At 62.1% G+C, this 25,230-nt stretch carries 23 protein-coding genes and 1 tRNA gene; 10 read left to right on the top strand and 14 right to left on the bottom strand.

All coding sequences use genetic code 11. The features are described 5' to 3' along the window. The first annotated feature begins 12 nt into the window (after nucleotides 1-12). Nucleotides 13-1,068 (top strand): histidinol-phosphate transaminase, encoded by a 1,056-nt coding sequence (gene hisC / locus H7E91_RS00360; RefSeq protein ID WP_182353085.1) that lies wholly within the window; start codon nucleotides 13-15, stop codon nucleotides 1,066-1,068. Between the two features lie 57 nt (nucleotides 1,069-1,125). Here the strand turns inward: hisC and H7E91_RS00365 are convergent, their stop codons facing one another. The 3 genes from H7E91_RS00365 to H7E91_RS00375 all read right to left on the bottom strand — a co-directional run bounded on the left by H7E91_RS00365 (nucleotide 1,126) and on the right by H7E91_RS00375 (nucleotide 4,917). Continuing rightward, on the bottom strand, nucleotides 1,126-1,905 hold the full coding sequence (locus H7E91_RS00365; RefSeq protein WP_182353086.1) for a YwiC-like family protein: 780 nt from the start codon (nucleotides 1,903-1,905) through the stop codon (nucleotides 1,126-1,128). Nucleotides 1,906-2,015: 110 nt separating this feature from the next. Then, a complete protein-coding gene (locus H7E91_RS00370; protein WP_182353087.1) occupies nucleotides 2,016-2,849 on the bottom strand; it encodes a hypothetical protein in 834 nt (277 codons plus the stop codon). A 73-nt stretch (nucleotides 2,850-2,922) separates the two neighbouring features. Continuing rightward, nucleotides 2,923-4,917 (bottom strand): cytochrome c oxidase assembly protein, encoded by a 1,995-nt coding sequence (locus H7E91_RS00375; protein WP_182353088.1) that lies wholly within the window; start codon nucleotides 4,915-4,917, stop codon nucleotides 2,923-2,925. An 18-nt stretch (nucleotides 4,918-4,935) separates the two neighbouring features. On the opposite strand from H7E91_RS00375, the gene H7E91_RS00380 reads away from it, so the two are divergent. From H7E91_RS00380 to H7E91_RS00405, 6 genes are read left to right on the top strand one after another with little or no spacing between them, the layout of a single operon-like run. Then, complete coding sequence (locus H7E91_RS00380; RefSeq protein ID WP_338401677.1) at nucleotides 4,936-5,976, top strand: AAA family ATPase; 1,041 nt, start codon at nucleotides 4,936-4,938, stop codon at nucleotides 5,974-5,976. Then, the gene (locus H7E91_RS00385) at nucleotides 5,973-6,863 is read left to right on the top strand and encodes a DUF58 domain-containing protein (RefSeq protein ID WP_182353089.1); all 891 of its coding nucleotides are present in this window, start codon (nucleotides 5,973-5,975) and stop codon (nucleotides 6,861-6,863) included. The genes H7E91_RS00380 and H7E91_RS00385 overlap by 4 nt, the downstream gene beginning before the upstream one ends. Then, nucleotides 6,856-7,278 carry a hypothetical protein gene (locus tag H7E91_RS00390; RefSeq protein ID WP_182353090.1) on the top strand — a complete coding sequence of 141 codons (423 nt, stop codon included), beginning with the start codon at nucleotides 6,856-6,858 and terminating at the stop codon, nucleotides 7,276-7,278. Before H7E91_RS00385 ends, H7E91_RS00390 begins: the two co-directional genes overlap by 8 nt. After that, on the top strand, nucleotides 7,272-8,273 hold the full coding sequence (locus tag H7E91_RS00395) for a vWA domain-containing protein (protein WP_182353091.1): 1,002 nt from the start codon (nucleotides 7,272-7,274) through the stop codon (nucleotides 8,271-8,273). The genes H7E91_RS00390 and H7E91_RS00395 overlap by 7 nt, the downstream gene beginning before the upstream one ends. Then, on the top strand, nucleotides 8,255-9,247 hold the full coding sequence (locus tag H7E91_RS00400; protein ID WP_182353092.1) for a vWA domain-containing protein: 993 nt from the start codon (nucleotides 8,255-8,257) through the stop codon (nucleotides 9,245-9,247). The genes H7E91_RS00395 and H7E91_RS00400 overlap by 19 nt, the downstream gene beginning before the upstream one ends. Continuing rightward, entirely contained in the window at nucleotides 9,244-9,828 is a 585-nt protein-coding gene (locus H7E91_RS00405) for a tetratricopeptide repeat protein (protein ID WP_182353093.1), read from the top strand. Before H7E91_RS00400 ends, H7E91_RS00405 begins: the two co-directional genes overlap by 4 nt. Before the next feature lies 1 nt (nucleotide 9,829). Here the strand turns inward: H7E91_RS00405 and H7E91_RS00410 are convergent, their stop codons facing one another. The 3 genes from H7E91_RS00410 to H7E91_RS00420 all read right to left on the bottom strand — a co-directional run bounded on the left by H7E91_RS00410 (nucleotide 9,830) and on the right by H7E91_RS00420 (nucleotide 12,436). Further along, nucleotides 9,830-10,486: a TetR/AcrR family transcriptional regulator gene (locus H7E91_RS00410; RefSeq protein ID WP_182353094.1), complete on the bottom strand. Its 657-nt coding sequence runs from the start codon at nucleotides 10,484-10,486 to the stop codon at nucleotides 9,830-9,832. 111 nt (nucleotides 10,487-10,597) lie between these two features. After that, the gene (locus H7E91_RS00415; RefSeq protein WP_182353095.1) at nucleotides 10,598-11,014 is read right to left on the bottom strand and encodes an NUDIX domain-containing protein; all 417 of its coding nucleotides are present in this window, start codon (nucleotides 11,012-11,014) and stop codon (nucleotides 10,598-10,600) included. A 165-nt stretch (nucleotides 11,015-11,179) separates the two neighbouring features. Continuing rightward, complete coding sequence (locus H7E91_RS00420; protein ID WP_182353096.1) at nucleotides 11,180-12,436, bottom strand: glucose-6-phosphate dehydrogenase; 1,257 nt, start codon at nucleotides 12,434-12,436, stop codon at nucleotides 11,180-11,182. A gap of 100 nt (nucleotides 12,437-12,536) precedes the next feature. On the opposite strand from H7E91_RS00420, the gene H7E91_RS00425 reads away from it, so the two are divergent. After that, nucleotides 12,537-14,342 (top strand): glycoside hydrolase family 15 protein, encoded by a 1,806-nt coding sequence (locus tag H7E91_RS00425; protein WP_182353097.1) that lies wholly within the window; start codon nucleotides 12,537-12,539, stop codon nucleotides 14,340-14,342. Between the two features lie 17 nt (nucleotides 14,343-14,359). Here the strand turns inward: H7E91_RS00425 and H7E91_RS00430 are convergent, their stop codons facing one another. Together H7E91_RS00430 and H7E91_RS00435 are read right to left on the bottom strand one after the other, a co-directional pair. After that, nucleotides 14,360-15,295 (bottom strand): aldo/keto reductase, encoded by a 936-nt coding sequence (locus tag H7E91_RS00430; protein ID WP_182353098.1) that lies wholly within the window; start codon nucleotides 15,293-15,295, stop codon nucleotides 14,360-14,362. Nucleotides 15,296-15,397: 102 nt separating this feature from the next. After that, a tRNA-Gly gene (locus tag H7E91_RS00435) sits at nucleotides 15,398-15,471 on the bottom strand. Between the two features lie 154 nt (nucleotides 15,472-15,625). Here H7E91_RS00435 and dcd point away from each other — a divergent pair. After that, nucleotides 15,626-16,204, top strand: coding sequence for a dCTP deaminase (gene dcd / locus H7E91_RS00440; RefSeq protein ID WP_182353099.1), 579 nt, complete (start codon nucleotides 15,626-15,628; stop codon nucleotides 16,202-16,204). A 107-nt stretch (nucleotides 16,205-16,311) separates the two neighbouring features. On the opposite strand, the gene H7E91_RS00445 is transcribed toward dcd, so the two are convergent. From H7E91_RS00445 to H7E91_RS11900, 5 genes are all read right to left on the bottom strand, one after another. Beyond that, nucleotides 16,312-17,274 (bottom strand): carbohydrate ABC transporter permease, encoded by a 963-nt coding sequence (locus H7E91_RS00445; RefSeq protein WP_206680305.1) that lies wholly within the window; start codon nucleotides 17,272-17,274, stop codon nucleotides 16,312-16,314. Then, entirely contained in the window at nucleotides 17,271-18,626 is a 1,356-nt protein-coding gene (locus tag H7E91_RS00450; RefSeq protein ID WP_206680306.1) for an ABC transporter permease, read from the bottom strand. Before H7E91_RS00450 ends, H7E91_RS00445 begins: the two co-directional genes overlap by 4 nt. Before the next feature lie 71 nt (nucleotides 18,627-18,697). After that, a complete protein-coding gene (locus H7E91_RS00455) occupies nucleotides 18,698-20,065 on the bottom strand; it encodes an ABC transporter substrate-binding protein (RefSeq protein WP_182353100.1) in 1,368 nt (455 codons plus the stop codon). Between the two features lie 206 nt (nucleotides 20,066-20,271). After that, nucleotides 20,272-20,787: a GNAT family N-acetyltransferase gene (locus tag H7E91_RS00460; RefSeq protein ID WP_182353101.1), complete on the bottom strand. Its 516-nt coding sequence runs from the start codon at nucleotides 20,785-20,787 to the stop codon at nucleotides 20,272-20,274. Nucleotides 20,788-20,792: 5 nt separating this feature from the next. Continuing rightward, nucleotides 20,793-21,749, bottom strand: coding sequence for an AEC family transporter (locus H7E91_RS11900; protein ID WP_182353102.1), 957 nt, complete (start codon nucleotides 21,747-21,749; stop codon nucleotides 20,793-20,795). A gap of 203 nt (nucleotides 21,750-21,952) precedes the next feature. Here H7E91_RS11900 and H7E91_RS00470 point away from each other — a divergent pair, with 203 nt between their 5' ends. Beyond that, nucleotides 21,953-22,921 carry a flagellar basal body-associated FliL family protein gene (locus H7E91_RS00470; protein ID WP_182353103.1) on the top strand — a complete coding sequence of 323 codons (969 nt, stop codon included), beginning with the start codon at nucleotides 21,953-21,955 and terminating at the stop codon, nucleotides 22,919-22,921. 60 nt (nucleotides 22,922-22,981) lie between these two features. On the opposite strand, the gene H7E91_RS00475 is transcribed toward H7E91_RS00470, so the two are convergent. Next, a complete protein-coding gene (locus H7E91_RS00475) occupies nucleotides 22,982-25,162 on the bottom strand; it encodes a heterodisulfide reductase-related iron-sulfur binding cluster (protein WP_338401679.1) in 2,181 nt (726 codons plus the stop codon). Between the last annotated feature and the right edge of the window lie 68 nt (nucleotides 25,163-25,230).

Below are 25,230 nucleotides of genomic sequence, written 5' to 3' on the forward strand. Positions count from 1 at the left end.
GAAGATGGGGACATGAGCCTTTTCCGACATGACCTCTCAAGGATTCCCCCCTATGTGCCCGGTAAGCCCGGCGGGGACCCATCGGTCATCAAGCTCTCGTCGAATGAGATGGCGTACGGCCCGTTGCCGTCAGTGCAGGCTGTCATCGCCCAAGGTATCGGCTCACTCCACATGTACCCGGACATGTATGCGTCCGAGCTGTCGGCAAAGCTGGCCGCGTTCCATGGTGTCCCAGCGGACAGCATCGTCCCGTCAAACGGGTCGGTCGCCATGATCGAGAAAATCCTCACCGCCGTCTGCTCCCCGGGTAGCGAGGTCATCATCGCGTGGCGCAGCTTCGAGGCCTACCCGATCGCCATCACCGTCGCCGGCGGGACGGCCGTCACCGTTCCGCTCACCCCCGAAGGTGGTCACGACCTCGACGCGATGGCCGACGCTGTCAGCGCAAGAACGGCTGCCGTCATGGTGTGTTCGCCGAACAATCCCACCGGCGTCGCGCTCACGCATGGGGAGCTGTCACGCTTCCTCACAAGAGTGGGGGATGATGTGCTCGTTGTCCTCGATGAGGCGTACGTCGACTTCGTCCGCATGGTCGACCCAGTCCGGTCAGTCGACCTACTCGCCAATCATCCAAATCTCATCATTCTGCGCACCTTCTCGAAGGCCTATTCACTCGCCGGCCTGAGGGTCGGCTATGCGATAGCCCGCCCGGAGGTTGCCGCAACCCTGCGCGCCGTTGCGACACCGTTCGGCGTCAACGCGCTTGCCCAGAGCGCCGCGATTGCCGCACTCGACGAGGTGGACGAGGTGCGGATGAGGACCGATTTCGTGACCGCTGAACGCATGCGGGTCGCGGCCGAGCTTGACGAGCTCGGATTGCTCGTTCCCGACTCGCAGGCAAACTTCGTGTGGCTGGAGATGGCGGACACGCAACCGTTCGTCGACGCTGCCGCTCGGTGCGGGATCACCGTCCGTGCGTTTCCCGGCGACGGGGTGCGTGTCAGTGTCGGGTCCACGGCTGCGAACGAACGGATCCTGTCGGCCGCCCGCCTCTACACGGCGCGGTGAGGTCGTCGGCCGTCACGGCAGGTGAACGGCGTTGAGAGATTCGGGTCAGGGTAAAGGTCAGATGAGGAGAGACCCGGTCATGGCGAGGGTCGTGACAACTTCCCACATGCCGATCGCCTTAGGGGACACTCGCCGGTCGATCTTCCGTGAGTAGGTGGCGACGGCCCACGTTCGGAAAGTGACGACCCACCAAACGAGTGCGTGGAGTATCGGGACAACTCCCATGACAGCGAGCACTGTGGCCGCGGCGGCGAACACGGCGTGGTATGCCACCGCCAGCCAGAAGAACCCCTCGTTGCCGCGCTCGCGGATATTGGTCTTGACATAAAAGGCCGTGCCAATGAAGTACGCGGTGATCGAGGCCGTCGCGAGCCACATCCACTCCCACGCCTCCCAGCCAAAGCGCCCTGTGGGTACAGTGCCGAGCACGGTGGCGAGGTGAAAGGCGACCGGTGTGAGAAGTCCGGCTGCGACGACAGTGACGGTGTTGTTGATTAGCGAGCGGTCCTTCCGTCTGAGGGACTGGAAGAACGTGATGACGATGAGCGGAAGGAAGACTGGTACCCAGATGAGGAGCTCGGGTACGAGGATTGCGAGCGGCAGACCCGCGAGCGCTGTGAGCGCACCGTAGACGATGACGGGTGTGCGGTATCGAGGCTTGCGGCGGGACCGCAACCAGAGCCCTGTTGAGAAGAACGCAAAATAGCCGATCCACCACACGGCGAGCAGGAGCAGATGCTCGAGGTGGAAGGAGGAGAGGATCGTGCCGACGAAGGGTGGGACGATGATCATCGCCCACGCTCCGTGGTAGTTGGGTACCCAGCCTTTAGAAGCCATACTTCATTATCACGGATTTAATCGTGAACATTTAGGACGATGGGACGCTGCGGCGGAGGTGTCTGCGAGAGGTGAGCGGCTCCGGTTGGCTCTCGTTAGGTCTCGCGCGATCAGAAGGTCCTTGAACCCGTCCGGTTCACCTCGAAGCCCTTGCCCGACAGTTGCGACCAGCATTCGACCGAGGAGTTGTCTTTCACCTGGCAGGCGAAGTTTTCGCTGGCGTAGGTGCCGGGCCCGACCTGGTTCTCGGACTGGACCCGCCACGAGCACAGCCCGCTCGCATCCGTCGATTCCTGGACAACAAATGTTTGGGTGTACGTCTCGCAAGCGGCAGGCTCGGAGGGGAAAGAATACGAATAGATCGAGCACGCAACTCGGGTGTTCTCGAGTGTGCAGTGGATGTTGCGATTGTCGGTTGAAAAGTGAGCAATCGTCGCGGCGTCCTCGGGAGCGGGCCGGGCTCTGCTCACCCAGTCAGCGTCCGCGGAGATCTGAGCCAGTTCGAGTGCGGCCTCCGGGCCTGAGAGGCGGGCCGACAGCTCGAGCGTGAAGTCTTTCGGACACGTGGAGTCGATCCGGCCGAGCGTGTCGATGACGAGCTGGCGATCATCCTCGGACAGTCCGCCAGGGGACGCCGCGACAAACTCTGACAGAAGCGCGGCGTCGTTCTCTGCGTTTTCGCACGCAGGCGCGTCGACCATGGCAATGATCGGCTCTCGTGCGAGTGCGACGGGATCGGTGCTCGAGTCCTCATCGTCAGTTGGCTCGGCCTCCTCATCGTCCGAGCGGACAGAGTCGATGGAGCCTGCCGCCACGTTGCCTGCTTCCCGGAGGATCGCCGACCAGATGAGGAAGATGATGATCGACAGCATGATCGCCAGGATGATGAGCATGGATTTCACTCCGGCACTCAGGCCCGTTTTCTCCGGCTCGTTCTCTTTCATCTACGCATCCATCTTCTCTCCCCCGCCGTTCGCGGCGGGATGAGTCAATCTTGGCACAGGTCCCGTACTCGGGTCATTTTCCGCCCCGTGCCCGGGCCGCGAGCATCTCGTTGTACGCCTTCAGCTCAGCATCGTCATCCCGATCAGCGCGCCGATCGATCTGCTTCGCCTGCTTGTCCTCCGACATGCTCCACGCGATGGCGACGGCGATAGCGAGAGCAACGGTCGGGAACTCGCCGATTCCCCATGTGACGGCGCCGCCGACTTCCTGATCCGCCAGAGCGTCCACGCCCCACGGCAGCCCCAACCATCCGAAGAATTCGTTCGCGAGCACGCTCGTCGAGGAAATGACAGCGATTCCGAAGAAAGCATGGAACGCCATCGTCGCGAAGAGGAGAACAAGCCGCAGTGCATAGGGTGGACGCTTCGGACCGGGGTCGATCCCGATGAGAGCGTTTGCGAACATGTACCCGGCTAGCGTGAAGTGAGCGACCATGAGCAGGTGTCCGACATGGGTTGTGAGAGACACGGCGAAGAGGCCCGTGAAGTAGAAGAGAATGAGGGAGCCCGCGAAGTTCATAGCGGCAATGATCGGATGAGCCCAGAATGCGCCGTAGCGTGAGTGGGCGACAGCGAGAAGGATTTCCCGGCCGCCTCGGGACCCGTCGGTGCGCGCTGGCACCGCTCGCGCCATGAGAGACACCGGCGCCCCGAGGACCATGAGAATCGGGATGACCATGGCGAGCATCATGTGCATGAACATGTGGGCCGAGAACAGGACTGCCCCATACACGGTCGGCCCGCCGTTCGTGATCCAGAAGAACACGATCATGCCGAGCACCCACGAGAGAGCCCGGGGGCTTGACCACGCATCACCGCGGCGTCGCAGGCGCGCCACCCAGCGCACGTACTGCACGATGCCGAGCACGGCAACGAGCGCGAGGATTGGCTCGAGCCGCCACTGGGTGAGGTAGCTGATGGTCTCCGGGTATGGCGGCACGGGGTTCTGGGACAGGAGGAACGTCGGGGAGGGATCGGGGACCGGATCCTGCGGTACGGGCGGTGCCGAGTTCCCGAGTGCGGCAGCGATCCCGATAATTCCCGCCATGAGGATTCCTTCGCCGACCGCGATGCGGGTAAATGGCCGCGGAGTTGTTTCAATGACGGCGATGGTGCGCCGGCGGTGCATGAGGCCGGCGAGGGCGAGCACGCCGGTTGCGAGGATCTTCGCGAGCAGGAGCCGACCGTAGCTTGTCGTCACAAGTTCGCCGATGGAGTTGAATCGGATGAGGCTGGCGAGAAAGCCCGAATAGACGGTGAGGCCCACCGCCCATCCCGCAATCGTCGAGTAACGCTGCACGTACGAGGTGAGGCGGCGCTGCCGGGAAGCTGTCATGAGGAAGGCGATGAGACCCCCCGCCCATGCGCTCATCGCCAGCAGATGGATGTACATCGATGACACGGCGAGAGTATGGGAGGCGGCTCCCGATGCGTGCCCGGTCAGGGCGATCGGCACCATGGCGACGGCGGAGAGAGCGGCGCCCCACGCAGCTCCACCGAGCGTGGAAACGATGACGGCGACGATCGAGACGAGAATGGTGAGGATGATGGACCACGTCATGATTTGGCCCAGCTCGATCGCGGTCATGAACTGCCACAGGCCGGGTCCGAGCGCGGGGGAGGTGAGTTCGACTCCGCCGACTTGTGAGTACGTGACGATGAGGAGTGCGCTCTCGACGATCGGCCAGAGAACGGCCGCGGTGCGAGAGAATCGCATGATCCGCGCCCATTCAGGCGAGTCGTAGGTGACCTTCTTCCTCGGCCTTTCCAGCATCGTCGGGGAGTAGACAGTCGCCGCGATGAGAAAGCCGCCGAGCGCCAGCGCTGCCGTGAAGTCTCGAGCGTACGTGAGGATCGGGACCGCCCACCGAGTTGCCGCCCCCGGATCCGCGAGAAGCGCTTCGGCGTAGATCCCGGTGGTGAGACCAGCGATGATCGTGGCGAACACGCCACCGATGATCGGCCAGGAGATTCCAGCGGGATTGAGCAGGCGTAGGGTAGTGGTCACCCTATAAGGGTATGTCCTGTGGCAGGTGAGCGTGATGCAATGAAGGGCGGCGAGGGGAGAGACATGCAGGTCGCGAACGGACAAATCTCGATCGAGGAGATGACGAAAGCCCGCGAGGCACTCGCGCGGATTGGGGAGATCTTCTCAGCGACCGTCGTCGGCCAGGACGCCCTCTATCGCGCCCTCATTGTCGCCCTCATGGCCCGTGGGCACGTCCTGCTCGAATCAGTTCCGGGGCTGGCGAAGACAACGGCCGCGGTCACCCTGTCGAAGGCGATCTCCGGAGCCTTCTCCCGCATTCAGTGCACCCCGGACCTCATGCCGAACGATATCGTCGGCACTCAGATCTACACGTATGAGACGGGCACGTTCTCGACTCAGCTGGGCCCGGTCCACGCGAACATGGTGCTGTTGGATGAGATTAACCGGTCGTCTGCGAAGACACAGTCGGCAATGCTTGAGGCGATGCAGGAACGACAAACGTCGATCGGTGGGACGATCTATCAGCTGCCCGACCCGTTCATGGTGCTCGCCACTCAGAACCCCGTCGACGAAGAGGGAACGTACATCCTCCCCGAGGCGCAGATGGACAGGTTCCTCCTCAAGGAGGTTCTCACGTATCCGAGCCCGTCTGAAGAGATTGACATCCTTACGAAGAGTGCGGAGAGGGACTTCGGACAGTCGCTGGCAGAGCCGGTCACGACAGATGACGTCCTGTTCCTCCAGTCCATCGCAGACCGAGTGTACGTCGACCAGTCGATCAAGGCGTACATTGTTGCCCTCATCAACACAACGCGCGGGGGCGGGCCCCGCCCCATCCCCGACATCGTCCATCATGTCCGTGTTGGCTCCTCGCCCCGCGGATCTCTCGCCCTCATGAGAGTCGGCCAAGCGCATGCCCTCCTCTCGGGCAGGAACTACGTGGTACCGGACGATATCCGGGTCATGAGGTACTCCGTGCTCCGGCATCGCCTCATCCGAACCTATGACGCGCTCGCGGCAGGTATCCCCGCAGAGCACATCATTGACGACGTCTTTCGGGCGGTGCCCGCGCCATGAGGCGCAGGGGGAATGTTGCCTCCCGCATGGCTCTCGTGCGGGCCAGACTCGAGCTGCCGACAATCCGCCGCGCAGCCGGCCAGTCCGAGGGACAGCATTCCTCTATCTACACCGGTCACGGCATCGACTTCGACGACCAGGTCGACTACGAGGTCGGCGATGAAGTCTCTGCCATTGACTGGAAATCGTCCGCCCGGGCGGGCCGGCCGATCATACGACGCTTCGAGCGCGAATCAGACGTGTTCACTCACCTTGTCCTGGATACGGGGATTGAGATGTTAGCGGCGGCCCCCTCCGGCGAACGGAAATCCGATATCGCCCTGTGGGCCGCCGACGTTCTCGCCTATCTCGGCTCGAGCCGCGGAGACAGGCTCGGTCTCGTGTGGGGCGATGCCGTCTCGGGTGGTGCGATACCGGCCCGGCACGGCCGTGACCATCTCGAGTTCCTCCTCAATCGTGCCGCGAGTGCATTCGAGCAGGCGCGTGCGGGTAGCGACGTCGCCGGATTGCTCGACCGAGTTCTCACACTCACGCGCCAGCGCTCCCTCATAGTTCTCGTGACTGACGAGGCATGGCCCCAGCCGACCGACGTCGATGTTCTGCGCAGGGTGCGGGCCCGCCACGAGCTTCTCGTCGTTCGTGTCGCTGACATGCCGATGACGGCGGAGCATGATGAGATGGTCGACATCGGCCAGGGCGTCGCCTTGCCTGCCTATGTCCGGCGCGACCGGGAGGTGGCCCGTATGCTCGCCGAGCAGCGGGCGGCTCTCATGGAAGGCTCGCGCGGGCTACTGAGAGCACATCGTGTCAAGCAGGCTGTCATCTCTTCATCCGATGACGCGGTTCCGGTCATTGTTGAGACTCTCCGCAGGGGCATCCGTGGCTGACTTTCTTGCCCCTCCGTTTGGACCGCCCGTGCTGTTCCTCATCATGACTGGCGGTCTTCTCATTCTTTTTGCGCTGTGGCTGGGGTGGCGGATTTCGCAACTACGGGTCCAACCCCGCCTCACTCCCATTCGTATCCGCACATGGCAGACGACGATAGATGACGCCATGGCTCGGCATGGCGGGGATCCGAGGGTTGCGGCCCTTGCTCTCGCACAGGTGCTTCGCGACTGGGGTGGCGAGTTGTGGGGCGTGCCGATGGCGAGCATGACCGCGGGAGAAATCGAGGCGGTGACCGGACGTGCGAGCTTCGCGCGGCTCGTCAGGCAGCTCGAGGAGCCGTCATTCAGCCCATCTGGGCAGGCCAGCGTTGAGCAGCTCGCCGCGGCCGCGAAGGCGGAGGTCGGATCATGGTGAACCCGTGGGCCCTCGCCCTGCCCCTCCTCCTTCTCGTCATCGTCGCAGTCAGGTGGTCGACACCGCCCAGTCGGGACACGGTCTTCGTCGCCAATACGATGCGGGGCAGGCTGCTGCCGCGATACCAGTCGCGGTTGCGGCGCCTGCGGGTCGCAGGAGCTTTGTCGTTCGGTGTCCTCGCAACCGTCGCCGTTGCCTCATCGGTCCTTGTTGCCCGCCCGCACTCGGGCGAGATGTGGGACGAGGAGCTCGCCTCACGCGATATCGTCCTCTGTCTCGATGTCTCCGGCTCCGTCTTTGGTTTTGGGTCGGAAGTCATGGAGGCGTTCGCGGACATGGTCGAGGAGTTTCAGGGGGAACGAGTTTCACTCATCATCTGGAACTCCAACTCCCGGGTCGTCTTCCCGCTCACCGACGACTATGAGCTCATCCGCGCGACGCTCCTAGAGGGCGCTCAAGCGTTGCGGGCCGTGCCATACACCGACGCCCCTGCGGACCCAGAGGCGTTCTACAGCTTCACGGCGGGAACGTTCATCACGAGCACGGGCGGCGCTTCCCTTGTCGGTGACGGCCTCGTCAACTGCGCCCTGCAATTCGACCGTCCGGAGGAGGAGCGTTCACGCAGTGTCATCCTCGCGACCGACAATGAGGTAGCAACGCCTGAGGCGCAAATTTACACTCTGCCCGAGGCGGTGCGCTTCGCGGATGAGCGCGGGGTCATGATGCACGGCATGTACATCCAAACCTATTACGGCGTCGACAATGATGACGCCCGGCAGTTGCAGTCAGAGATGGAGGCGGCCGGAGGCTACTATCTTGTTGCTGGCGACCGGCAAGCAGCGGCTGAGCTACTGGAACAGATCCAAGCCCAGCAGGCGGTTGCCCTCGAAGCTGACCCGGTCATGATCGCGCTCGACAATCCTGGTTCGTGGCCGATACTCGCGACCGCCGGCGTTGGTCTTCTCCTCGTGCTCGGATGGCGGTTCCGGCTTTGACGCTCATGATGATGTGGCCGTGGTGGGCCACCCTTGCCATGACCCTGTCGCTCGCGGGGCTGTGCGTTGCTGGCTGGCGGCGGTCCGGGGATACGGCGACGTGGGTGAGGCGTAGCCTCATGGTCGTCGCGGTCGCCCTGCTTGGGCTCACCCCAGCCACTCACATCACAACCCAGGAACGAGCCTCGAACGCCGATTACTTCTTCGTTGTTGACCTCACCGGATCCATGGCGGCAGAGGACTTCGACGGCAACGAGCAGCGTCTGACCGGTGCCAAAGCTGACATGTCTGACATCATCGCCGCCAATCCGGGCGGTCGATACTCCGTCATAGGTTTTTCATCTACCGCCACCGAGCAGTTGCCGTTGACGACAGACTCCCGGGCGATGCTCGCCTGGGTGGAGACCGCCCGCAGGGAATCGACGAACTTCTCGCAGGGCTCCTCCCTCGGCCGCCCTGCGCCCGTGCTTAAAGCGGCCCTGCAACGGGCCGCTGAGAACAACCCTGAGAACGTCCGCATCGTCCTGTTCTTCAGCGACGGGGAGAACACGGACAGCGAAGCGGACGAGGTTGACTACGGCTCGCTTGCAGATTTCGTTGATGACGGTGTTGTCTTTGGGTACGGCACCGAAACTGGCGGGCCGATGCTCCGATCCTCGTGGGGCACAGACGACCGAGGGATCTACATCGAAGATCCCGAGACCGCGGAGAACGCGATCTCCCGCATCGACGAAGAGAATCTGCGTGCCCTCGCGGACCAGCTCGGCATCGACTATGTTCACAGGGATTCACCGGGAGGTGCCGGTGACCTCGTCGCGAGCATCCCGGTCGACCTCATCGCCGCTGACGGCAGAGATGACCGACGCAACCTCAACCCGGTCCTGTGGCCAATCGGTCTTGCGCTGTTCGGATTGGTTGGGTGGGAGCTGTGGCACCTCGTCCCGCAGGTGGCCGCCCTGAGGAGGTCGCGATGAGAACACATCACGTTGCGACCGCCGTCATTGGCACACTTATCATCTCTCTCGCGGTGTGGGCTCTCGCTATGTGGGCGACGATGGAGCTCGGCAGGGTCGCATACGAGAACGGCGACTACGAGACGGCGGAGCGCCGCTTCGAGACAGCTGGTCGGATCACTCTTTTTGAACCGTGGCGCCCCGCCTTCGGGCAGGGCACCGCTCTTCTCGCCCAGGGAAAGACCACCCCCGGCATCCTCAGACTCGAACATGCGCTTGAGGATGTTCCGAAAGCGGATGAGATCGACGGTGTGAAGGACCCGAACTCCTACGAATGTGTCGTGCGCGCCAATCTCTACCTGGGATATGCGGATGCCGGGAGGGAAGAGGAGGCGAGTTCTGTCATCGACTCATGCCCAAATCCTGACCCGACGGCCGTCAGCACCGACAGTGAAGAGGAGACCGGTGAAGAGCCAGCGGAACCATCTGATGAGGTGGATCCGCAACTGGAGGAGCTCGAAGAGCGCAACGAGGACAGCCGCCGTCAGAGACAGGACGAGATGGAATGGAGCGGCGGCGGAGGATCCGGTCAGAACTGGTGAATCAGCGAGACGGCGAATACGCCAATTCGCCTGCTGGCACGGCACCGAGGTCGGTCGGATCATCGGGCATCGAACCGCCCAGGGCCTGCAGAACAAACTGTTCCGCGTAGAGGAAGAAATCCGTGCGGGCCGGCTCCTCCTGAGGGACTCGCCGCCCCGTCAAGGCGCCGTTGATGAGCGTGATGGCGACGTCAACGTTCTGGTCGGGAATCGTCCCATCGGCAATAGCGCCGTCCAGGATTGTGCGAAGCAGATCCGACGTCTGTCGGATGTGCTGGCCAAGCTTTCTGCCTGCGTCGGGGCTGATGACGTCCTTGAGCGGCGGTCCAGGAGCCATGAGATAGCGACGCTCGGCGAGCAACTGTGTACGGACGTAGATCCGGATCCGATCGATTGAACTGTCGACTCCGCGAAGCATCGACCGCGTGGTCGACAGGTAGCTCGACATCTTTTCCTCGACGAAGGCGATGAGGAGATCTTCTTTATCGGTGAAGTGGTTGTAGATCGTCGTGCGACGAATCCCAGAGTGATTCGCCACGTCCGACATCGACACACTTTCGAAACCGCGCTCCGTCATGAGGGCGTCGAGTGTGTCCATGAGACGGCGCCGTGTCGTGTTGCGGTGCTCGAGCAGACTGCGTCCGGTGATCTTGGGCATGTTCGCAGTCTACGTGTTGAGACACAAATGGGGAATACGTCGGAAAAGGGCTGGAGTGTGACATGCGCTGTACGGCATGTGCCTAGACATTATTGGAGGTCCAGACCCCGATCACGCGATGTTCGACTCCTCGACCATCCAGGATGCGAGCTTGGCAGCTAACGGGATGTCGCCCGGCAACCAATCAAGACCGGCCGTTTCACGCGCGGAACACCAGCGCAACTCTTCATGGTCAGGGCCACATTGGGGCTCCGAGTCGATTGTCGCAAGCCACACTCTCATCGTGTGCCGGCCGATCGGCCAGTCACCGTCGGGACCGAGCACGAGCCGGTCCAGCGTCGCAGTCACGCCGAGCTCCTCGCGGATCTCTCTCCTGCACGCGGATTCCGGGTCCTCGCCGTCCTCGACCTTCCCGCCGGGAAGCTCCCACTTGCCGGCCAGATCTTTCGGGTAGGAGCGCTGTGCGGCCAGGAGCCTGGTCGGCTTGTCGAGGGAATCAACGATGGCGGCGGCGGCGACGAGTGACACGCTGTCACGATACCGCAGCCATCAGCGTAAGCTTCGCGACAGATTGCGGGAGGCGGTCCCCACCCGGCCCGACGGTTACGAGGTTTCCAGAGTTCTGAGACACGGATAGCGGACGCAGGTGAGCCGTCTCCGACCGCATCGCGGCAGGAGCCCGCCAGGGAGCTGTCAGTCGATGGAGCGGGTACCCGCCGGGTATGTCTCCATGACCGCGGATTCGAGCTCTGCATTAACCCGCTCCATAACGTCCCATCCGAGCTCGGCGGCATGAGCCGGAATGGCGAGGTAGTCGATGTGCTCGACGATGCCCTTGACGACGCGACCGTAGGCTGACATTCGGGCCTGTGAAAGATCGGTGTGGAGCGAGATCTGGGTGCAGCCCTCGCTAGCCGGGTCGGCCGCGTTGAGGGTGATCTCCACATCCTCCGTATCGAAGCCGAGCGTGAGCGTGTTGCTCGGGTAATCCTCGTTCTTCTTGAAGGTAACCTCGATGTGCTTAACATCCTCGCCGAAGGCTTTGCCGGATTCGAGAGTGATGGGGACACCGCGCCACCTGTCGGTCTCGACATCGACGACGACGCGGAACCACGTCTCCGTGCCGTTGTGTGGGTCGACCCCTTTCTCATCGACATAGGACGGAACACGTTCGCCGTCGACCTCGCCTTCTGTGTAGCGGCCCTTGCGGACACCATCTTTCGGATGAATCGCGCGGAGAATGTCCTCGGGCGTTGTCTCGTCAACGGCGAGGATGCGTGCGAGGGTCTGAAGCAGGTGGGATTGGAGCATGTCTTCTGCGGCGCCCGTCGACTCATAGAACTCAGCGCGGCCCTCGAGGGCGACAGTCTCGTTGTAGATCAGCCGGATCGACTCAACATCATCGTTCGACCACGACGACGTGATGAGACGGTTTGCCGAGCGTAGGACCTTGAAATTGAGGGTGCCCGATGTGGCGAGGAAGTGATCGACCCGGAAGATCTGCTCTTCGCTCACAAGCTCGAGAAGGAGCCTGTTGAGCTCCCGGGCGCTATCGGCGTCCGCACCGAATGGCTTCTCCATGGCGAGCGTCAAACTCCCGGAGAGCTTGACGTCCCTCAGCGCCTTGATCGACTCGACCACAACCGAGGGAGACAGGGCGAAGTAGAGGACAGCATCCGTGCGGCCCTCGAGAAGCTTTGCGAGGTCCTCTCCCTTCGTCGCATCGGCGACGACGAACTCGGCTGTCTCCGCAAGTTTCTCCGCAACCTCGTCGCCAACAGTCCGAGCAGCATCTCGGACGAGGGCCGGGTAATCCTCACGCTCGCGCCGGCCAGCGCCAACGATCGTCATGTCGGCGCCATGGGTGGAGACGTATTCTGCAATGCCGGGGATGAGGAGGCGCTGTGCGAGATCGCCGGCGCCTCCGAGAATGATGAACATTGTAGCCATGTGACCCAGACTTTCGAATGAAACTGGGAAGACGCATGGAAAATATGGCGATGCTCCGAATGTCGTTTGCTTACGGAGCTTTCGCTGTCAGGATGAAGGAATGAGTATCGAACTAGAGAGATACGCACTTCTGTCCGATATGCGCACCGCCGCACTCGTCTCAGACGAGGGCTCAATCGACTGGCTCTGCTTCCCCCGCTTCGACAGCCCAGCTGTTTTCTCAGCGCTTCTTGGCGACGAATCGCACGGCACATGGAAGCTCGCACCCGTCGACGGGAAGGTCGTGACCAGGGAGTACCGCGACGGCTCCTTCGTGCTCGACACCGAGTGGCAGACACCGACCGGCCGGGTCCTCATCACCGAGTACATGCCGGCTGGCGGAAAGGTGGCCGATGAGTCGGACCTCATCCGCGAGGTGGTCTGCCTCGAAGGGGAGGTGGATCTGGCGATGGATTTCCGCATCCGCTTCAACTACGGGGAGTCCATCCCGTGGGTCGAACGCATCGACATGGATGGTAGTCCCGCCATCCACGCCATCGCCGGCCCCAGCGCCGTCTACCTGACAGGTCCGCTCCCTCAGGCGGACGGTGAAAGCCATAAGGGCTTGTTCACCGTGCGGGAGGGAGAGCGACTCCGTTGGGATCTCATCTGGTCGCTGAGCTACAGACCAGCTCCGACGCGTGAGGACTACGACAAGCTTCTGGAGCCTACACTCCAGTACTGGCGCGAATGGTCCACGCGCATCGAGGCCAACGGGCCGTATGCGGAGTACATCACGCGCTCCCTCCTCGTTCTTCGGGCCCTCACTCACCACGCCACGGGCGGGATCGTCGCGGCGCCGACGACGTCGTTACCCGAAGATTTTGGCGGCGTACGTAACTGGGATTACCGCTACACGTGGTTACGGGACTCCGCGCTCGCCATCGAAGCCCTTGTCGCCCATGGGTTCACGAAGGGCGCGATGGCGTGGCGGCTCTGGCTACTGCGGGCCCTGGCCGGCGATGTCCTCTCGCTGCGAATCATGTACGGACTCGCCGGCGAGCGGCACATCCCCGAATTCGTTCTCAAGCATTTACCCGGATACGAGAATTCCGCGCCGGTGCGGATCGGAAATGGTGCGGCCAGCCAGTTCCAGGGCGACGTTGTCGGCGAGGTTATGCTCGCGCTCGAGCAGATGCGGAAAGCCGGAATTGAGGAGGATGAGCGTTCCTGGGGCCTGCAGATCGCGCTTCTCGATTATGCGACGGCAAACCTCGACAGGCTCGAACACGGCATCTGGGAGATGCGGGGCGAACTCACCGAGTTCACGCACTCGCGGGCCATGATGTGGGCTGCGTTCGATCGTGGGATTAAAGCCGTCGAGGAGTACGGCTTTGACGGGCCTGTCGATGACTGGCGGGCGTGCCGCGAGCACCTCGCACGAGAGATCGAAGAAAAGGGCTGGAATGAGGAGATGGCGTCCTACACTCAGACCTACGGATCCACAGAGGTCGACGCGTCACTGCTCCAGCTTCCACACGTCGGCTACCTTGCCTACGACGATCCGCGCATGCTGTCGACAGTAGCCCGCATCGAACAGGACCTCGTCGACGACGAGGGCTTCGTCAAGCGCTACAGGACCGAAGCTGGCAAGGACGGCCTCGAGGGAGGCGAACATCCGTTCATCCTCTGCACGTTCTGGTTGGTCGAGCAGTACGCGATGTCGAACCGCATGGATGATGCACGCGAGCTCATGGACAAGGTCATCGCTGTTGCCTCGCCCCTCGGCCTCTTGTCGGAGGAGTACTCGACCGAGCATGGGAGGCTTGCCGGCAACTATCCGCAGGCGTTCTCACACCTCGGTCTTATCCGCGCAGCCGACGCCGTCTCGGGCCGGGATCCTTCGAGCGGACGCTCCGCGAACTGAGCCATCCGAGGCGGTGGTCACGGCACCTGCCACCCCGCCGCGCGAAATAGTCCGTACCATTCTGCTCGCGTGAGCGGAAGGTCAGATCCAGCCGCCGCCGCTCTGATCCGGGCCGGTGTCGTCGTTCCAAGGATCACCTGCATGTTGGCCGGGTGGCGAGTGATCCAGGCGGCTGCGATGGCCTCGGGTTCCACCCCGTAGTGGGCTGCGAGATCGTCGATGCGGTCGTTCAGCCCAGGGTGCCGTTCCCGGTCGAAGAGGACGGTCTCGCCGGAGCCGGACTTGAAGGGGGACCAGGCCTGAATCGTGATCCCATTGACTCGGCAGTAATCAACCAGCCCTCCGCCATCGCGCACGACTGACTGGTCGGAATCCGGCGCGTTCGCGGCGATTCCCTGCGCGATGATCGGAGAGTGTGTGATGGAGAGCTGAACTTGGTTCGCGACAATCGGGCGGGTCACAGCCGTCTTCAACAGGTCGATCTGGCCCGGCGTGTGGTTGGAGACTCCGAAGTGACGGACCTTCCCCGATAAGTAGAGCTCGTCGAACGCACGAGCAACCTCCTGAGGCTCAACAAGCGCATCGGGCCGGTGGAGGAGGAGAACGTCGATGTAATCGGTTCCGAGAGCGCGTAACGATTCCTCCGCCTGAGCCACGACATGCTCGTAGGAGTGGTCGTAATACCCGCCATCGGGCACGATCCCGATCTTCGTCTGAATCGTCACCCGGTCGCGCTCGGAGCTACTGAGTTGGAGAGCCTGGGCGAACCTCTCTTCGCAGTCGTGTAGCCGGGTGCCATAGATGTCGGCATGATCGAAATAGGTGATTCCCGCGTCCCGAGCGGTTGCGACCAGTGCGCGTATTGCATCGTCCGAAAGTTCAGCAATCCGCAAAAGTCCGAGCGCAAGGTTCGGCACCGTAAGGTCGGCGTGTTGCAAATGGATGGTTTTCATGACGCCACACTACTCAGCCCGACGCAGCTACGGCCTGATGTCAATGCGGGAGAGTGAGGGTCGGTACTTCTCACGTGTGCACGTGCATAGGTCACCGAAAAATGGAGCGGGTGACGGGAATCGAACCCGCGCTACCAGCTTGGGAAGCTGGAGTTCTACCATTGAACTACACCCGCGTATTGCCCCATCCTAGCGCTTTCCTGCTTCCGCGACCAAAGTGGGTAACTGTCGATTCTCGATTCAGCTGTCTGTGCACAACGGCCGGGGTTGCCGTGAGAGCTTCTGTGCAAGCAGGGGTGTCGGGAGCCGTTTATCTGGCACACTCGGGGTGTGCTTCTTTCAGACAGAGATATCCTCGCTCAGGTCGATGCTGGCCGGATCAAGATCGACCCGTGGGACCCCGGTTTTGTTCAGCCGTCCTCCCTCGATATTCGGATCGACAAGTACATCCGTCTGTTCGATAACCATCGGTACTCGGTCATCGACCCTGCTGCCGAGCAGGAGGATCTCACACGCTTAGTCGAGATCACGCAGGAGCCGTTTATTCTCCACCCCGGCGAGTTCGTTCTCGGCTCCACGTACGAAAAGGTGGCGTTGCCCGATGACATCGCGGCACGTCTCGAAGGGAAATCTTCCCTCGGCCGGCTCGGCCTCCTCACCCATTCCACGGCCGGATTCATCGATCCGGGCTTCACGGGACACATCACACTTGAACTGTCGAACATGGCGACGATGCCGATCAAGCTGTATCCGGGAATGAAGGTCGGCCAGCTGTGTTTCTTCCAGCTCTCCTCGCCAGCGCTCGCACCCTATGGCAACGGCGCCCACGGCTCGCGCTATCAGGGCCAGCGGGGTCCCACCGCCTCGCGCTCATGGATCAACTTCCACAGGACCGTCATCGAGGACTGAGTCTCGAGTCCGACAGGCAGCATTCGATGTATTGAGCGCCCCATCTCTGGGGCGCTCAATACATATCCAATGCTCTCCGGATGGTCAATCGGGCATCGACCGCCCGCCTACTTCGTTGTTCCCGCCATGATCGCGGAGACGAAGTACCGCTGGAAGGCGAAGTAGACAATAAGGGGGACAACCATCGACACGAATGCTCCAGCGGAGAGGATGTCAATGTTCGAGGAGAACTGCCGAAGCTGGGATTGGATCGCGACTGTGATCGGCTGAGACCCGGGTCCGGCGAAGATGAGGGCGACGAGCATGTCGTTCCAGGACCAGAGGAACTGGAAGATCGCGAGCGACGCGATTGCCGGCATGGCGAGTGGTAGCGCCACCTGACCGAAGATCCTCATCTCGGAGGCTCCGTCAATGCGGGCGGCTTCCAGCATCTCTTCACTGATGTTCGTGAAATAGTTCCGAAGGAGGAACACCGCGAACGGTAGGCCGAAGGCGATGTGGAAGAGAATGACCGCGGCGTAGGTTCCGAAAATCCCAATGCTGCCGAAGAGTCGTGCGAGAGGGATGAAGGCGACCTGGAGGGGCACTGCCATGAGGGCAACGACACCGATGAGGACCCAGTCACGGCCCGGGAAGTCGATCCAAGCCAGCGCATAGCCCGCCATAGCGCCGATGGCGACGACCGCCAGCGTGGTTGGAACGACGATGATGATCGTGTTGATGAGCGACTGGACCATCGTGTCGTTGCCGAGCAACGACCGGTAGTTGTCGATCGTCAGTTCGTGGCTCTCGAAGAGGACTGTCCACCAGCCCGAGGTCGCATTCGCCTGGGATGATCGAAGCGAGGAGAAGAAGAGACCGATGGTCGGCACCAGCCACATGAGGGCGACGATGACGAGGAGGATGTTGACAAGCGAATTGTTGAAGAGAGCGACGATTCGGCCGCCCACAGTCTTTTTCCGCTCGCCCGCCATCATCATTCTGCCCGAGCCCTTGGGCTTCACGTGCCGCCGGACCTCACCTTCCTCGGAGCGTTCGTCGATCTTCTGCTCGACGTCTGACGTGCTCATGAGCTGCCTCCCCTGCGGAAGTTTCGGATGTTGATGAGCATGAACGGGATGACGAGGAGGAGCAGGACGATGGCGAGCGCCGAACCGAGCCCCTGATCGTTGCCTCCGCCAAACGACACGGTCCACATGCGAGTGGCAAGCACGTCGGCCGCGTTCTTCGATGCGCCAGGAGGTATGACGTACACGAGATCGAAGATCTTGAGGACGTTAATCATGAGCGTGACGATGACGACCGTGAGAACTGGCATGAGTTGTGGAACGGTGATGTGCCGGAACACCTGCCACTCCGATGCGCCATCGGTGCGTGCAGCCTCCTGTAGGGACCGGTCAACTGCAGCGAGGCCTGAGCCAATCATGACCATCGCGAAACCAGCCCAGATCCACACGTAGGCGAGGATCATGACGGGGGTGACGAGGTCCGGACCAAGCCAGTTGATGCCGGTCGGCCCCGATGTGAAGTTCGTGGCTGGAACGCGGATTGTCAGCGGTTCTGAGACATCCTCGAAGACGAAGGTACCGTCATCTGCTGTCGTTGTCTCCCATACGTCGCCGACCCGGTTGACCGCCTCAACTGTGACCCCGCCGAGGCCGGGTTTGTCCGCATCGATCTGACCATTTTCACCGCCGCCGCCACGGACGAAGTCGAGCCACACGGTGCCGGTGATTGTCCCGTCCGCTGCCTCGGGTTGCACCGCTGGAGCGGGATCGTCACCCACGTGCTCGGGTGCGATGCCGATGAGGGGGATAAGGGCGGTCTCGCCCGGTGCAATCTCGCCTGTCGACATGATCTCTGAGCCCGGTCCGCCCTGCTGTTCAAAGCGGGAGAACTCGGCGCCTTCACGGAGCCGAGCCTCAGGGTAGTGGGAGCCCGAGGAGAAGAACTCCTGCACGGTGACGGTCACGGCGTTGGCAAGGCCGATTTCCGGGTTTTGCTGGAACACCGTGCGGAAGATGATGCCTGCGGCAAGCATTGAGATCGCCATCGGCATGAAAATGATGAGTTTGAATGCGGTCGACCACGCAATCTTTTCCATGAGGACGGCGAAGATGAGGCCGAGCACGGTACACACAAGGGGTGCGACGAGCACCCAGATGAGATTGTTCTTGAACGCTGTGAACGTCTGCGGGTCCGTAAAAACCCGCGTGTAGTTGCCGACTCCGACGAAGTCCTCCCCGCTGCGGGAGTACGTCGACCGGACGAGCGAATATCCAATCGGATAAACGACGAAGACCGTGAGGAAGAAGAGTGCCGGTCCGAGCAGGACCGCGAGCAGCCACCGATTCTGCGTCGTCATCGGTGCCTTGCCTCGCAGCTTCTTGACTTGTTTCTCAGTGACTGCGGTATGCGACATGGGTACCTCTATCGGGCGCGAGGCGCCAACGGGGAGCGGGACGCACGGGTGCGTCCCGCCCCTGGTTGAGATCAGCCGCCGTAGGCGGAGACGGCTGCGTCTTCGAGGGCCTGCGCAGTGCCTTCGACATCATCGGGGTTCTGGTAGAACTCGATGAGAAGCTGCCACATGCCCTCACCCTCCGTGCCACCGAAGGCGGACGGGGTGAGATCCGACAGGTCGAACCTGAAGACCTCGGCAGAGGTCAGCTGTTCGGCGATGGCGAGAGCGACATCGTCCGGGTACAGGTCCATATTCGCGTTCTGGTTCGGCGAGGTGAAGCCGCCGAGCTCGATCCAGATGTTTGCCGCATCCGGTGACGCGAGGTACGACATGAGAGCCATGGTGCCCTCATCATCGTTGAACGCGATCGCGACGTTACCCGCACCCATGACGGCGTCCGGGGAGTCATTGATCGACGGGAAGGCGTAGAAGTCGGCATCCTCACCAACGACGGAGTCGGTCTGCTCAGCGATATTGCCTGCGACGAAGTCACCCTCGTAAACCGTGCCAGCCTGCGGCGGATCGGAGAACACCGCCGTGACTGAATCGGGGAAGGAGCGCTGTGCGCCGCCAGACAGGAGGAGAGTCTCGTCGCCCCAGACCTCGCCGAGAACCTCGAGGGCCTCAATGACAGAGTCATCCGTCCACGGGATCTCGTGAGCCGCGAGCTGGTCATACATCTCCGGGCCTGCGGTGCGTAGGTACACGTTTTCGAACCAGTCCGTCAGCGGCCATCCCACATCAGCGCCAACAGCGAGGCCGGGAATTCCGGAGTCGGAGACGAGCTGGAGGGTGCTGATGAAGTCTTCCCAGGTCTCTGGAATCTCTGCGCCAGCGTCTTCGTACACGCCGACGTTGTACCAGACGGTCGACTTGTTGGCCGCTTTGAACCAGACGCCGTAGAGCTCGCCGTCGTAGGTCGACAGGTCCTTCCACGTGTCGGCATAGTTCTCTTCAACGGCCGAGACGACCTCATCTGTCACCGGGACAATGTCGCCCGACTCAACGAGCTGGTCGACGAGGCCAGGTTGGGGAACAAGAGCGATATCGGGGGCGCCCCCGCCCTCGATCTGTGTGCCGAGCGCGGTCGACACGTTGTTGCCAAGCGACTGGTACGTCACCGTCGCACCGGTCTCCTCCTCGAAGAAGGCGAGAACCTGCTCGAAGTTCTCCTGCTCAGCACCTGACCAGTCGGATGCGACATCGATCGTCTGACCTGACAGATCGGGATAGTCACCGCTGGTTTCGCCAGTCGAGTCGCCGTTGTCGGTGTCCTCGGCCATGGTTTCGTCTCCGGCTCCGCGTGTTTCCGTATCCTCTGCGTCTCCGCCGCCACAGGCGGCGAGAAGTGCAGACGCTGATACGAGCGCGGCTACAGTTTTCATGCGGCGTCGCATGTTACCTCCTCTATCTAAATGGTGTGAGACAGTCCACACCCTGATACGGCCAGGGTAAACCTAAGTGCCGTTCGTGCAAAGTGGAGAGAGGAAGACGTCATCGCTTAAAAAGAGTTTGACACGAGAGACCCGTGTTTGCTTCACACTGAACCGAGCGCGTGACAGGACAATCTGGGATACACGTTCCGCACGGGCGAGCGGTTTAGTCAAAGACGTGAGGTGTGGTCTGCGGGCCACGGATCGGTTCGCAGGCGACCACATGTCATGACATCGATCCGCTTGCCATCAATGAGAAACTTCTCGCGCTCGCGGCCTTCAATGATGAAGCCAGCGCGCTCGGCTACCCTGCCGGAAGCGCGGTTGTCGACACGGTAACCGAGCTCGAGTCGATACAGGCCGTCGCGTAGGAGGTCGTTGCAGAAGTTACGAACGAGATCGGACGTGATCCCCGCTCCCCAAGCGCGGGCATGCGCCCAGTAGAAGACCCATGCGCTCGCATTGGCATGATCGAGTTGGGCGCTGACGAGGGCGAGGAGCTGGTCGGTACCGTGCTCGGCTGCCACACGGGTGCGGTGGTCCTGCCCCATCAGCCGGCTGACGTAGATCTGAGCCGTCTCCAACGACACGACATGGCCCTGACGGTTCATGTCCGCATTCGAGCGGAACGCATCGAGCACGCTGTCGGCATCGCCCACACCGAGATCCCTGCCGTGCCATTCCATGAGCATTAGCCTATGCCGACGACGAGGGCTGCAATGACGTTGAATGTCACGAAACCGCCGGCGGTCGTGGTGAGGATGACGGAGGCGACAACGACATTATCGCCGCCAAATCTCTCCGCGAGTATGGACGTGTTCGCCGCGGTAGGTAGCGCGGCGATGAGAACGAGGGCGGCCAGCTCCTCGAACGGGACGACACGCGAGACAGCCTGCCCGATGAGCCAGACGACGGCAGGTAGAGCCAGGAGCTTGAGGAAGGTCAGCCAACCGATCTGGATTTTCATCCGCCGGCTACTTGCCCCCTTCGCGGTCGTCTGCTCGCGGGCGAGCACCCCGCCGATCGTAAACAGAGCGACGGGCGTCGCGGAGTCGGCAAGGAGGGCAAGGGTCTCCGCTATCGGACTGGTTAGCGACCAGCCACTCGCACCCCATGCTGCGCCAGCGATAATCGCCCACACTAGCGGGTTCGCGAGGACCTGGCGGGCTGTTTTCGTTACCTTCGCCCACGGCGAGCCTCCGACATTGCCGCGTTGCGCGAGGGCGATGACAAGTGACTGGACGATGAGGATGTCGATAATCATGACCGGCATGAGGGGCCCGAGCGAATCCGCCCCCAGGAGGGCAAGAAGAAGCGGGATCCCCATGAAGCCCATGTTGGGGGAAGCGACTGTCAGGCCGCCGAAGGCGGCATCTCGCCAGGGAACTCCGCGGGTAACCGCGGGTCCAATACCGAGCGCGAGGCAGAATAGGGCGGCGCTCAGCCACGTCGCCATGACCCACGGGTTGAGTACCTCGGCTATCGGGGTCTGGGAACCCAGCTGGAACAGCATCGCCGTCAGAGCAAAATAGAGGACATACGTGTTGAGTCCCGGTAAGGCGACCATCGGTAGCAGACCGAGCCTGGTGGCGAGATAGCCGATGAGAATGAGCGCGAAGAACGGCGCACTCACTGTCACGACATCCACTGTGCACCGCCTTCTCCCTGCACTAGTATGCCGAACCCAGATCGAGCTGTCAGAGGGAAGATGTCGGATGGCTTCACGTCATACTCGATGACACGCTTTCGATGATCATTGCAAAAACTTTAAGTTTCTATTACCAATCACCGTTTTTGCGAGTAGGCTGGCAGTGAACGTAACCGGCTATGCGAGCACGATGGAGTGTTGACATGTCAGAGAATACAGATGGTCGCCGTCCGGGCGACGAAGGCCGAGATTTCGAGCAATCCGGTGGTACCGCTCCTCGCGAAGATGCCACGCAAGCCTATCCGCCGCAGGCGGGGCAGTATCCGCCCGCCCATCAAGCTGGCCAGCCGTACCCGTACGGGAGCGACTCTGGCCCGCAACATGGTCAGCCTGGTTATGGCCAGCCTGCCGATGGCCAGACCGACCACGGCCAACCTGCCTACGGTTCCCCGCAATACCCCCAACAGGGGTATGGTCCGGAAGGCTATCCGCCGACCGCAGCCTACCCGCCGGGAGGCGGCGGAGGCGGATATCCCCCGCAGGGCGGCTATGGTCAACCGCCCAAGAAGAAGGGCCCTCTTATTGCCTGGATCGTACTAGCGGTTCTGCTCTTGGTAGCTATTGTCGTCGGCATCCTCTTCGCGACGGGCGTGCTCGGTGGAGATGACGAACCGACGCCGGGCGCGGAAGAAACGCTTGTTCTCGAGCCAACAGAAGACGCAACAGAAGAGGCGACCGAAGAGGCGACAACGAGAGAACCCACTGTCCAAGAGCCCTCCAGTTACGGCGACGACGCAGAACTCGATGCCCTGTGGGACGCGTGCGAAGAGGGCGACATGGAGGCCTGCGACGAGCTGTGGTACTCCTCCGGGTTTGACACCGAATACGAGGAGTTCGGAGCCACGTGCGGTGGAACCCAGGAGTACTCGCCCGGCATGTGCAACTTCGACCCTGACAGCGAGATGACCGGTGGTGCGTACGGTGACGATCCTGCTCTCGACGAGCTGTGGGATGCGTGCGAAGCTGGCGATTTCGAAGCCTGCGACGAGCTCTGGTGGGACAGCCCGATTGACAGCGATTACGAGGCATTCGCGGAGACCTGCGGCGGACGCACCGAGGGATCGCTTGCAGACTGTGTGATAAGAGCGGAAAACGGCGAGATTCAGCCGTAGCACACCGACACACAAGTGAGCCGCGCCCAAGGGCGCGGCTCACTTGTGTGTCATTCGCGGTTACCTCTCCTGGCCGCGGCGCACTCCCTCGAGGAGGAGCAGAGACACATCCTTGACCTCGATGTCGGCTCCTTCCCCGCGGACGCCGTCATTCAGCATCGTCGTGCAGAACGGGCATGCGGTCGCGATGACCTCGGCACCGGTCGCCATCGCCTGCCGCGTCCGTATCTGCGAGATTGGTTCCCCGTTCTTATCTTCGAAGAAGGCGTGCGCGCCGCCGGCTCCGCAGCACATCGCGCGTTCGCGCGTTAGCTCCATCTCCTTGACGTCACCGAGCAGTTCCCGCGGTGGGCTGTAAATGTTGTTGTGGCGGCCGAGGAAGCACGGATCGTGGTACGTGATGTTCTTCCGCTCATCCTCAGACGGAGGGACGGGAGTCAACCGGCCGTCGCGCACGAGACGGTTGAGGAGCTGGGTGTGGTGGAGAACCTTGTAGTAGCCACCGAGCTGCGGGTATTCTTTCGCGATCGTGTTGAAGCAGTGGGCACACGAGACGACGATGTTCATCGCCCCAACCTCGTTGAGTGTCTCGATGTTCTGCTCGGCCAACATTTGGAACAGCACCTCGTTACCAGCCCGGCGAGCCGGATCGCCCGTGCACGACTCGCCGTCGCCCAGAACGGCAAAGGATACCCCCGCCGTATTGAGAAGTTCGGCAACAGCCGCCGAGGTCTTCTTGGCCCGGTCATCGAACGCTCCAGCGCAGCCCACCCAGAACAGGTAATCGACGTCCGCGGCGGATTCAACATCGAGCCCAACCTGCGGGACCTCGAAACTGAGGTCTTTTGCCCAGGCAAGCCGTTTGCGTGGGTTCATACCCCACGGATTGCCCTTGTTTTCCATGCCCGTGAACATCTTTCCGAGCTCGGCAGGGAAGGCTGATTCCATGAGGACCTGGTGACGGCGCAGGCCAATGATGAGGTCGAGATGCTCGATGTCGACAGGGCACTGGTCGACGCACGCGCCGCACATCGTGCATCCCCACAGCACGCCCGGAGTCACAACATCGGGCATGAGGGGAGAGTCGGGAGTTCGCTCTACGTGCTCGCCGATCGCATCTCTTTCGAGGAGCGCTCCGAGCAGATCGCCGCTGTGTACATCCTCGAGAGAGGCTGCCGCCTTCGCGAACGGGGCCGACGCAAAGGCATGGTCGCGAACCGTCGTGACGAGAAGTTTGGGTGACAGTGGCTTGGCCGAGTTCCAGGCCGGACACAGGTCCTGGCATCGGCCGCATTCGGTGCATGTCGCCGTGTCGAGCAGTCCCTTCCAGGAGATGTCGGAAACCGTGGCGATGCCGAGAGTTGCGTCCTCATCGATATCCTCGATGCTGTCCATCCGCAGCGGCTGGCCGTCGACATAGAGGTCGGGAAGCGGCCCGAGCGCCGGTCTGCCATCGGCATTCGTTTGCGCGTAGATGTTGACGATGGCGAGGAAGCGGTGCCAGGCGACGCCCATGGACGGGACGAGCCCGATGACGACGAGCCACGATACAGAGAGGGCGAGCTTGAGAGCGGAAAAGATCGTGATGATCCAGCCGAGTGCACCCTGGGACAGGCCCCCCATGAGCGATCCGATCCAGAACGTCAACGGGAAATTGATAATTTCGTTGTCTTGAAGATATGCGTAGTCGGCGCCCCGGATGATGATGACGCAGGCGACGACGCCGATGATCGTGAACTCGACGTAGCGGGCCTGCCAGTTGGCAGATCCGAAGAAGCGAGATGTCTGTGGGAACCCGTCGCCAGAGGCGAGGACATCGGTTGGTTCGCCCCCGCGACCCGTCCGCGTGCGGACGATTGTGAGATAGATGCCGCCGATAAGGCCAGCCCACGCGAATACCTCGACGAGCCAGGCCCATGGGGCGAACGAGCCGAGGACCGGCATCGTCCATCCCGGATCAGCCAGCTGGAAGAAGGCGGTGATGAGGGTGAACGCAAGTATGGGAAAGGACAGCATGACGACCCAGTGGGCTATCCTCACCCAGGGCCGATGCTTGAAATGCTCGTGAGAAAGTGTCTCCCGAACGACCCGCCACAGGCGAGGACCAACCGGGGCGAGCCGGCCGGGCGCCGAGGTACCCATGCGGGTCACGCCGACGATCCGCGCAAGTCCGCGCGCGAAAACCCCGACGCAGACTGCAGTAATGGCACCGACAATGGCAAGAGACCAGGTAGGGAGCACGGTGGCCTTTCTGAGAGATGTTCTCCTCTCAAATTAGCCTGTTCGCAGGCAATTGTTAAAGATGTTAG

This window comes from Flaviflexus huanghaiensis (genome assembly GCF_014118685.1).
GTDB classification, from domain to species: Bacteria; Actinomycetota; Actinomycetes; order Actinomycetales; family Actinomycetaceae; genus Flaviflexus; species Flaviflexus huanghaiensis.

Excerpts from the sequence above, each read along its gene's own strand:
- H7E91_RS00445 (WP_206680305.1), bottom strand. The coding sequence starts at position 17,274 with ATGAGCACGTCAGACGTCGAGCAGAAGATCGACGAACGCTCCGAGGAA.
- H7E91_RS00430 (WP_182353098.1), bottom strand. The coding sequence starts at position 15,295 with ATGAAAACCATCCATTTGCAACACGCCGACCTTACGGTGCCGAACCTT.
- H7E91_RS00385 (WP_182353089.1), top strand. The coding sequence starts at position 5,973 with ATGAGGCGCAGGGGGAATGTTGCCTCCCGCATGGCTCTCGTGCGGGCC.
- H7E91_RS00450 (WP_206680306.1), bottom strand. The coding sequence starts at position 18,626 with ATGTCGCATACCGCAGTCACTGAGAAACAAGTCAAGAAGCTGCGAGGC.
- H7E91_RS00400 (WP_182353092.1), top strand. The coding sequence starts at position 8,255 with ATGGCGGTTCCGGCTTTGACGCTCATGATGATGTGGCCGTGGTGGGCC.
- H7E91_RS00395 (WP_182353091.1), top strand. The coding sequence starts at position 7,272 with ATGGTGAACCCGTGGGCCCTCGCCCTGCCCCTCCTCCTTCTCGTCATC.
- H7E91_RS00365 (WP_182353086.1), bottom strand. The coding sequence starts at position 1,905 with ATGGCTTCTAAAGGCTGGGTACCCAACTACCACGGAGCGTGGGCGATG.
- hisC (WP_182353085.1), top strand. The coding sequence starts at position 13 with ATGAGCCTTTTCCGACATGACCTCTCAAGGATTCCCCCCTATGTGCCC.
- H7E91_RS00460 (WP_182353101.1), bottom strand. The coding sequence starts at position 20,787 with ATGGAATGGCACGGCAGGGATCTCGGTGTGGGCGATGCCGACAGCGTG.
- H7E91_RS00455 (WP_182353100.1), bottom strand. The coding sequence starts at position 20,065 with ATGCGACGCCGCATGAAAACTGTAGCCGCGCTCGTATCAGCGTCTGCA.
- H7E91_RS00425 (WP_182353097.1), top strand. The coding sequence starts at position 12,537 with ATGAGTATCGAACTAGAGAGATACGCACTTCTGTCCGATATGCGCACC.
- H7E91_RS00420 (WP_182353096.1), bottom strand. The coding sequence starts at position 12,436 with ATGGCTACAATGTTCATCATTCTCGGAGGCGCCGGCGATCTCGCACAG.
- H7E91_RS00405 (WP_182353093.1), top strand. The coding sequence starts at position 9,244 with ATGAGAACACATCACGTTGCGACCGCCGTCATTGGCACACTTATCATC.
- H7E91_RS00470 (WP_182353103.1), top strand. The coding sequence starts at position 21,953 with ATGTCAGAGAATACAGATGGTCGCCGTCCGGGCGACGAAGGCCGAGAT.
- H7E91_RS00370 (WP_182353087.1), bottom strand. The coding sequence starts at position 2,849 with ATGAAAGAGAACGAGCCGGAGAAAACGGGCCTGAGTGCCGGAGTGAAA.
- H7E91_RS00410 (WP_182353094.1), bottom strand. The coding sequence starts at position 10,486 with ATGCCCAAGATCACCGGACGCAGTCTGCTCGAGCACCGCAACACGACA.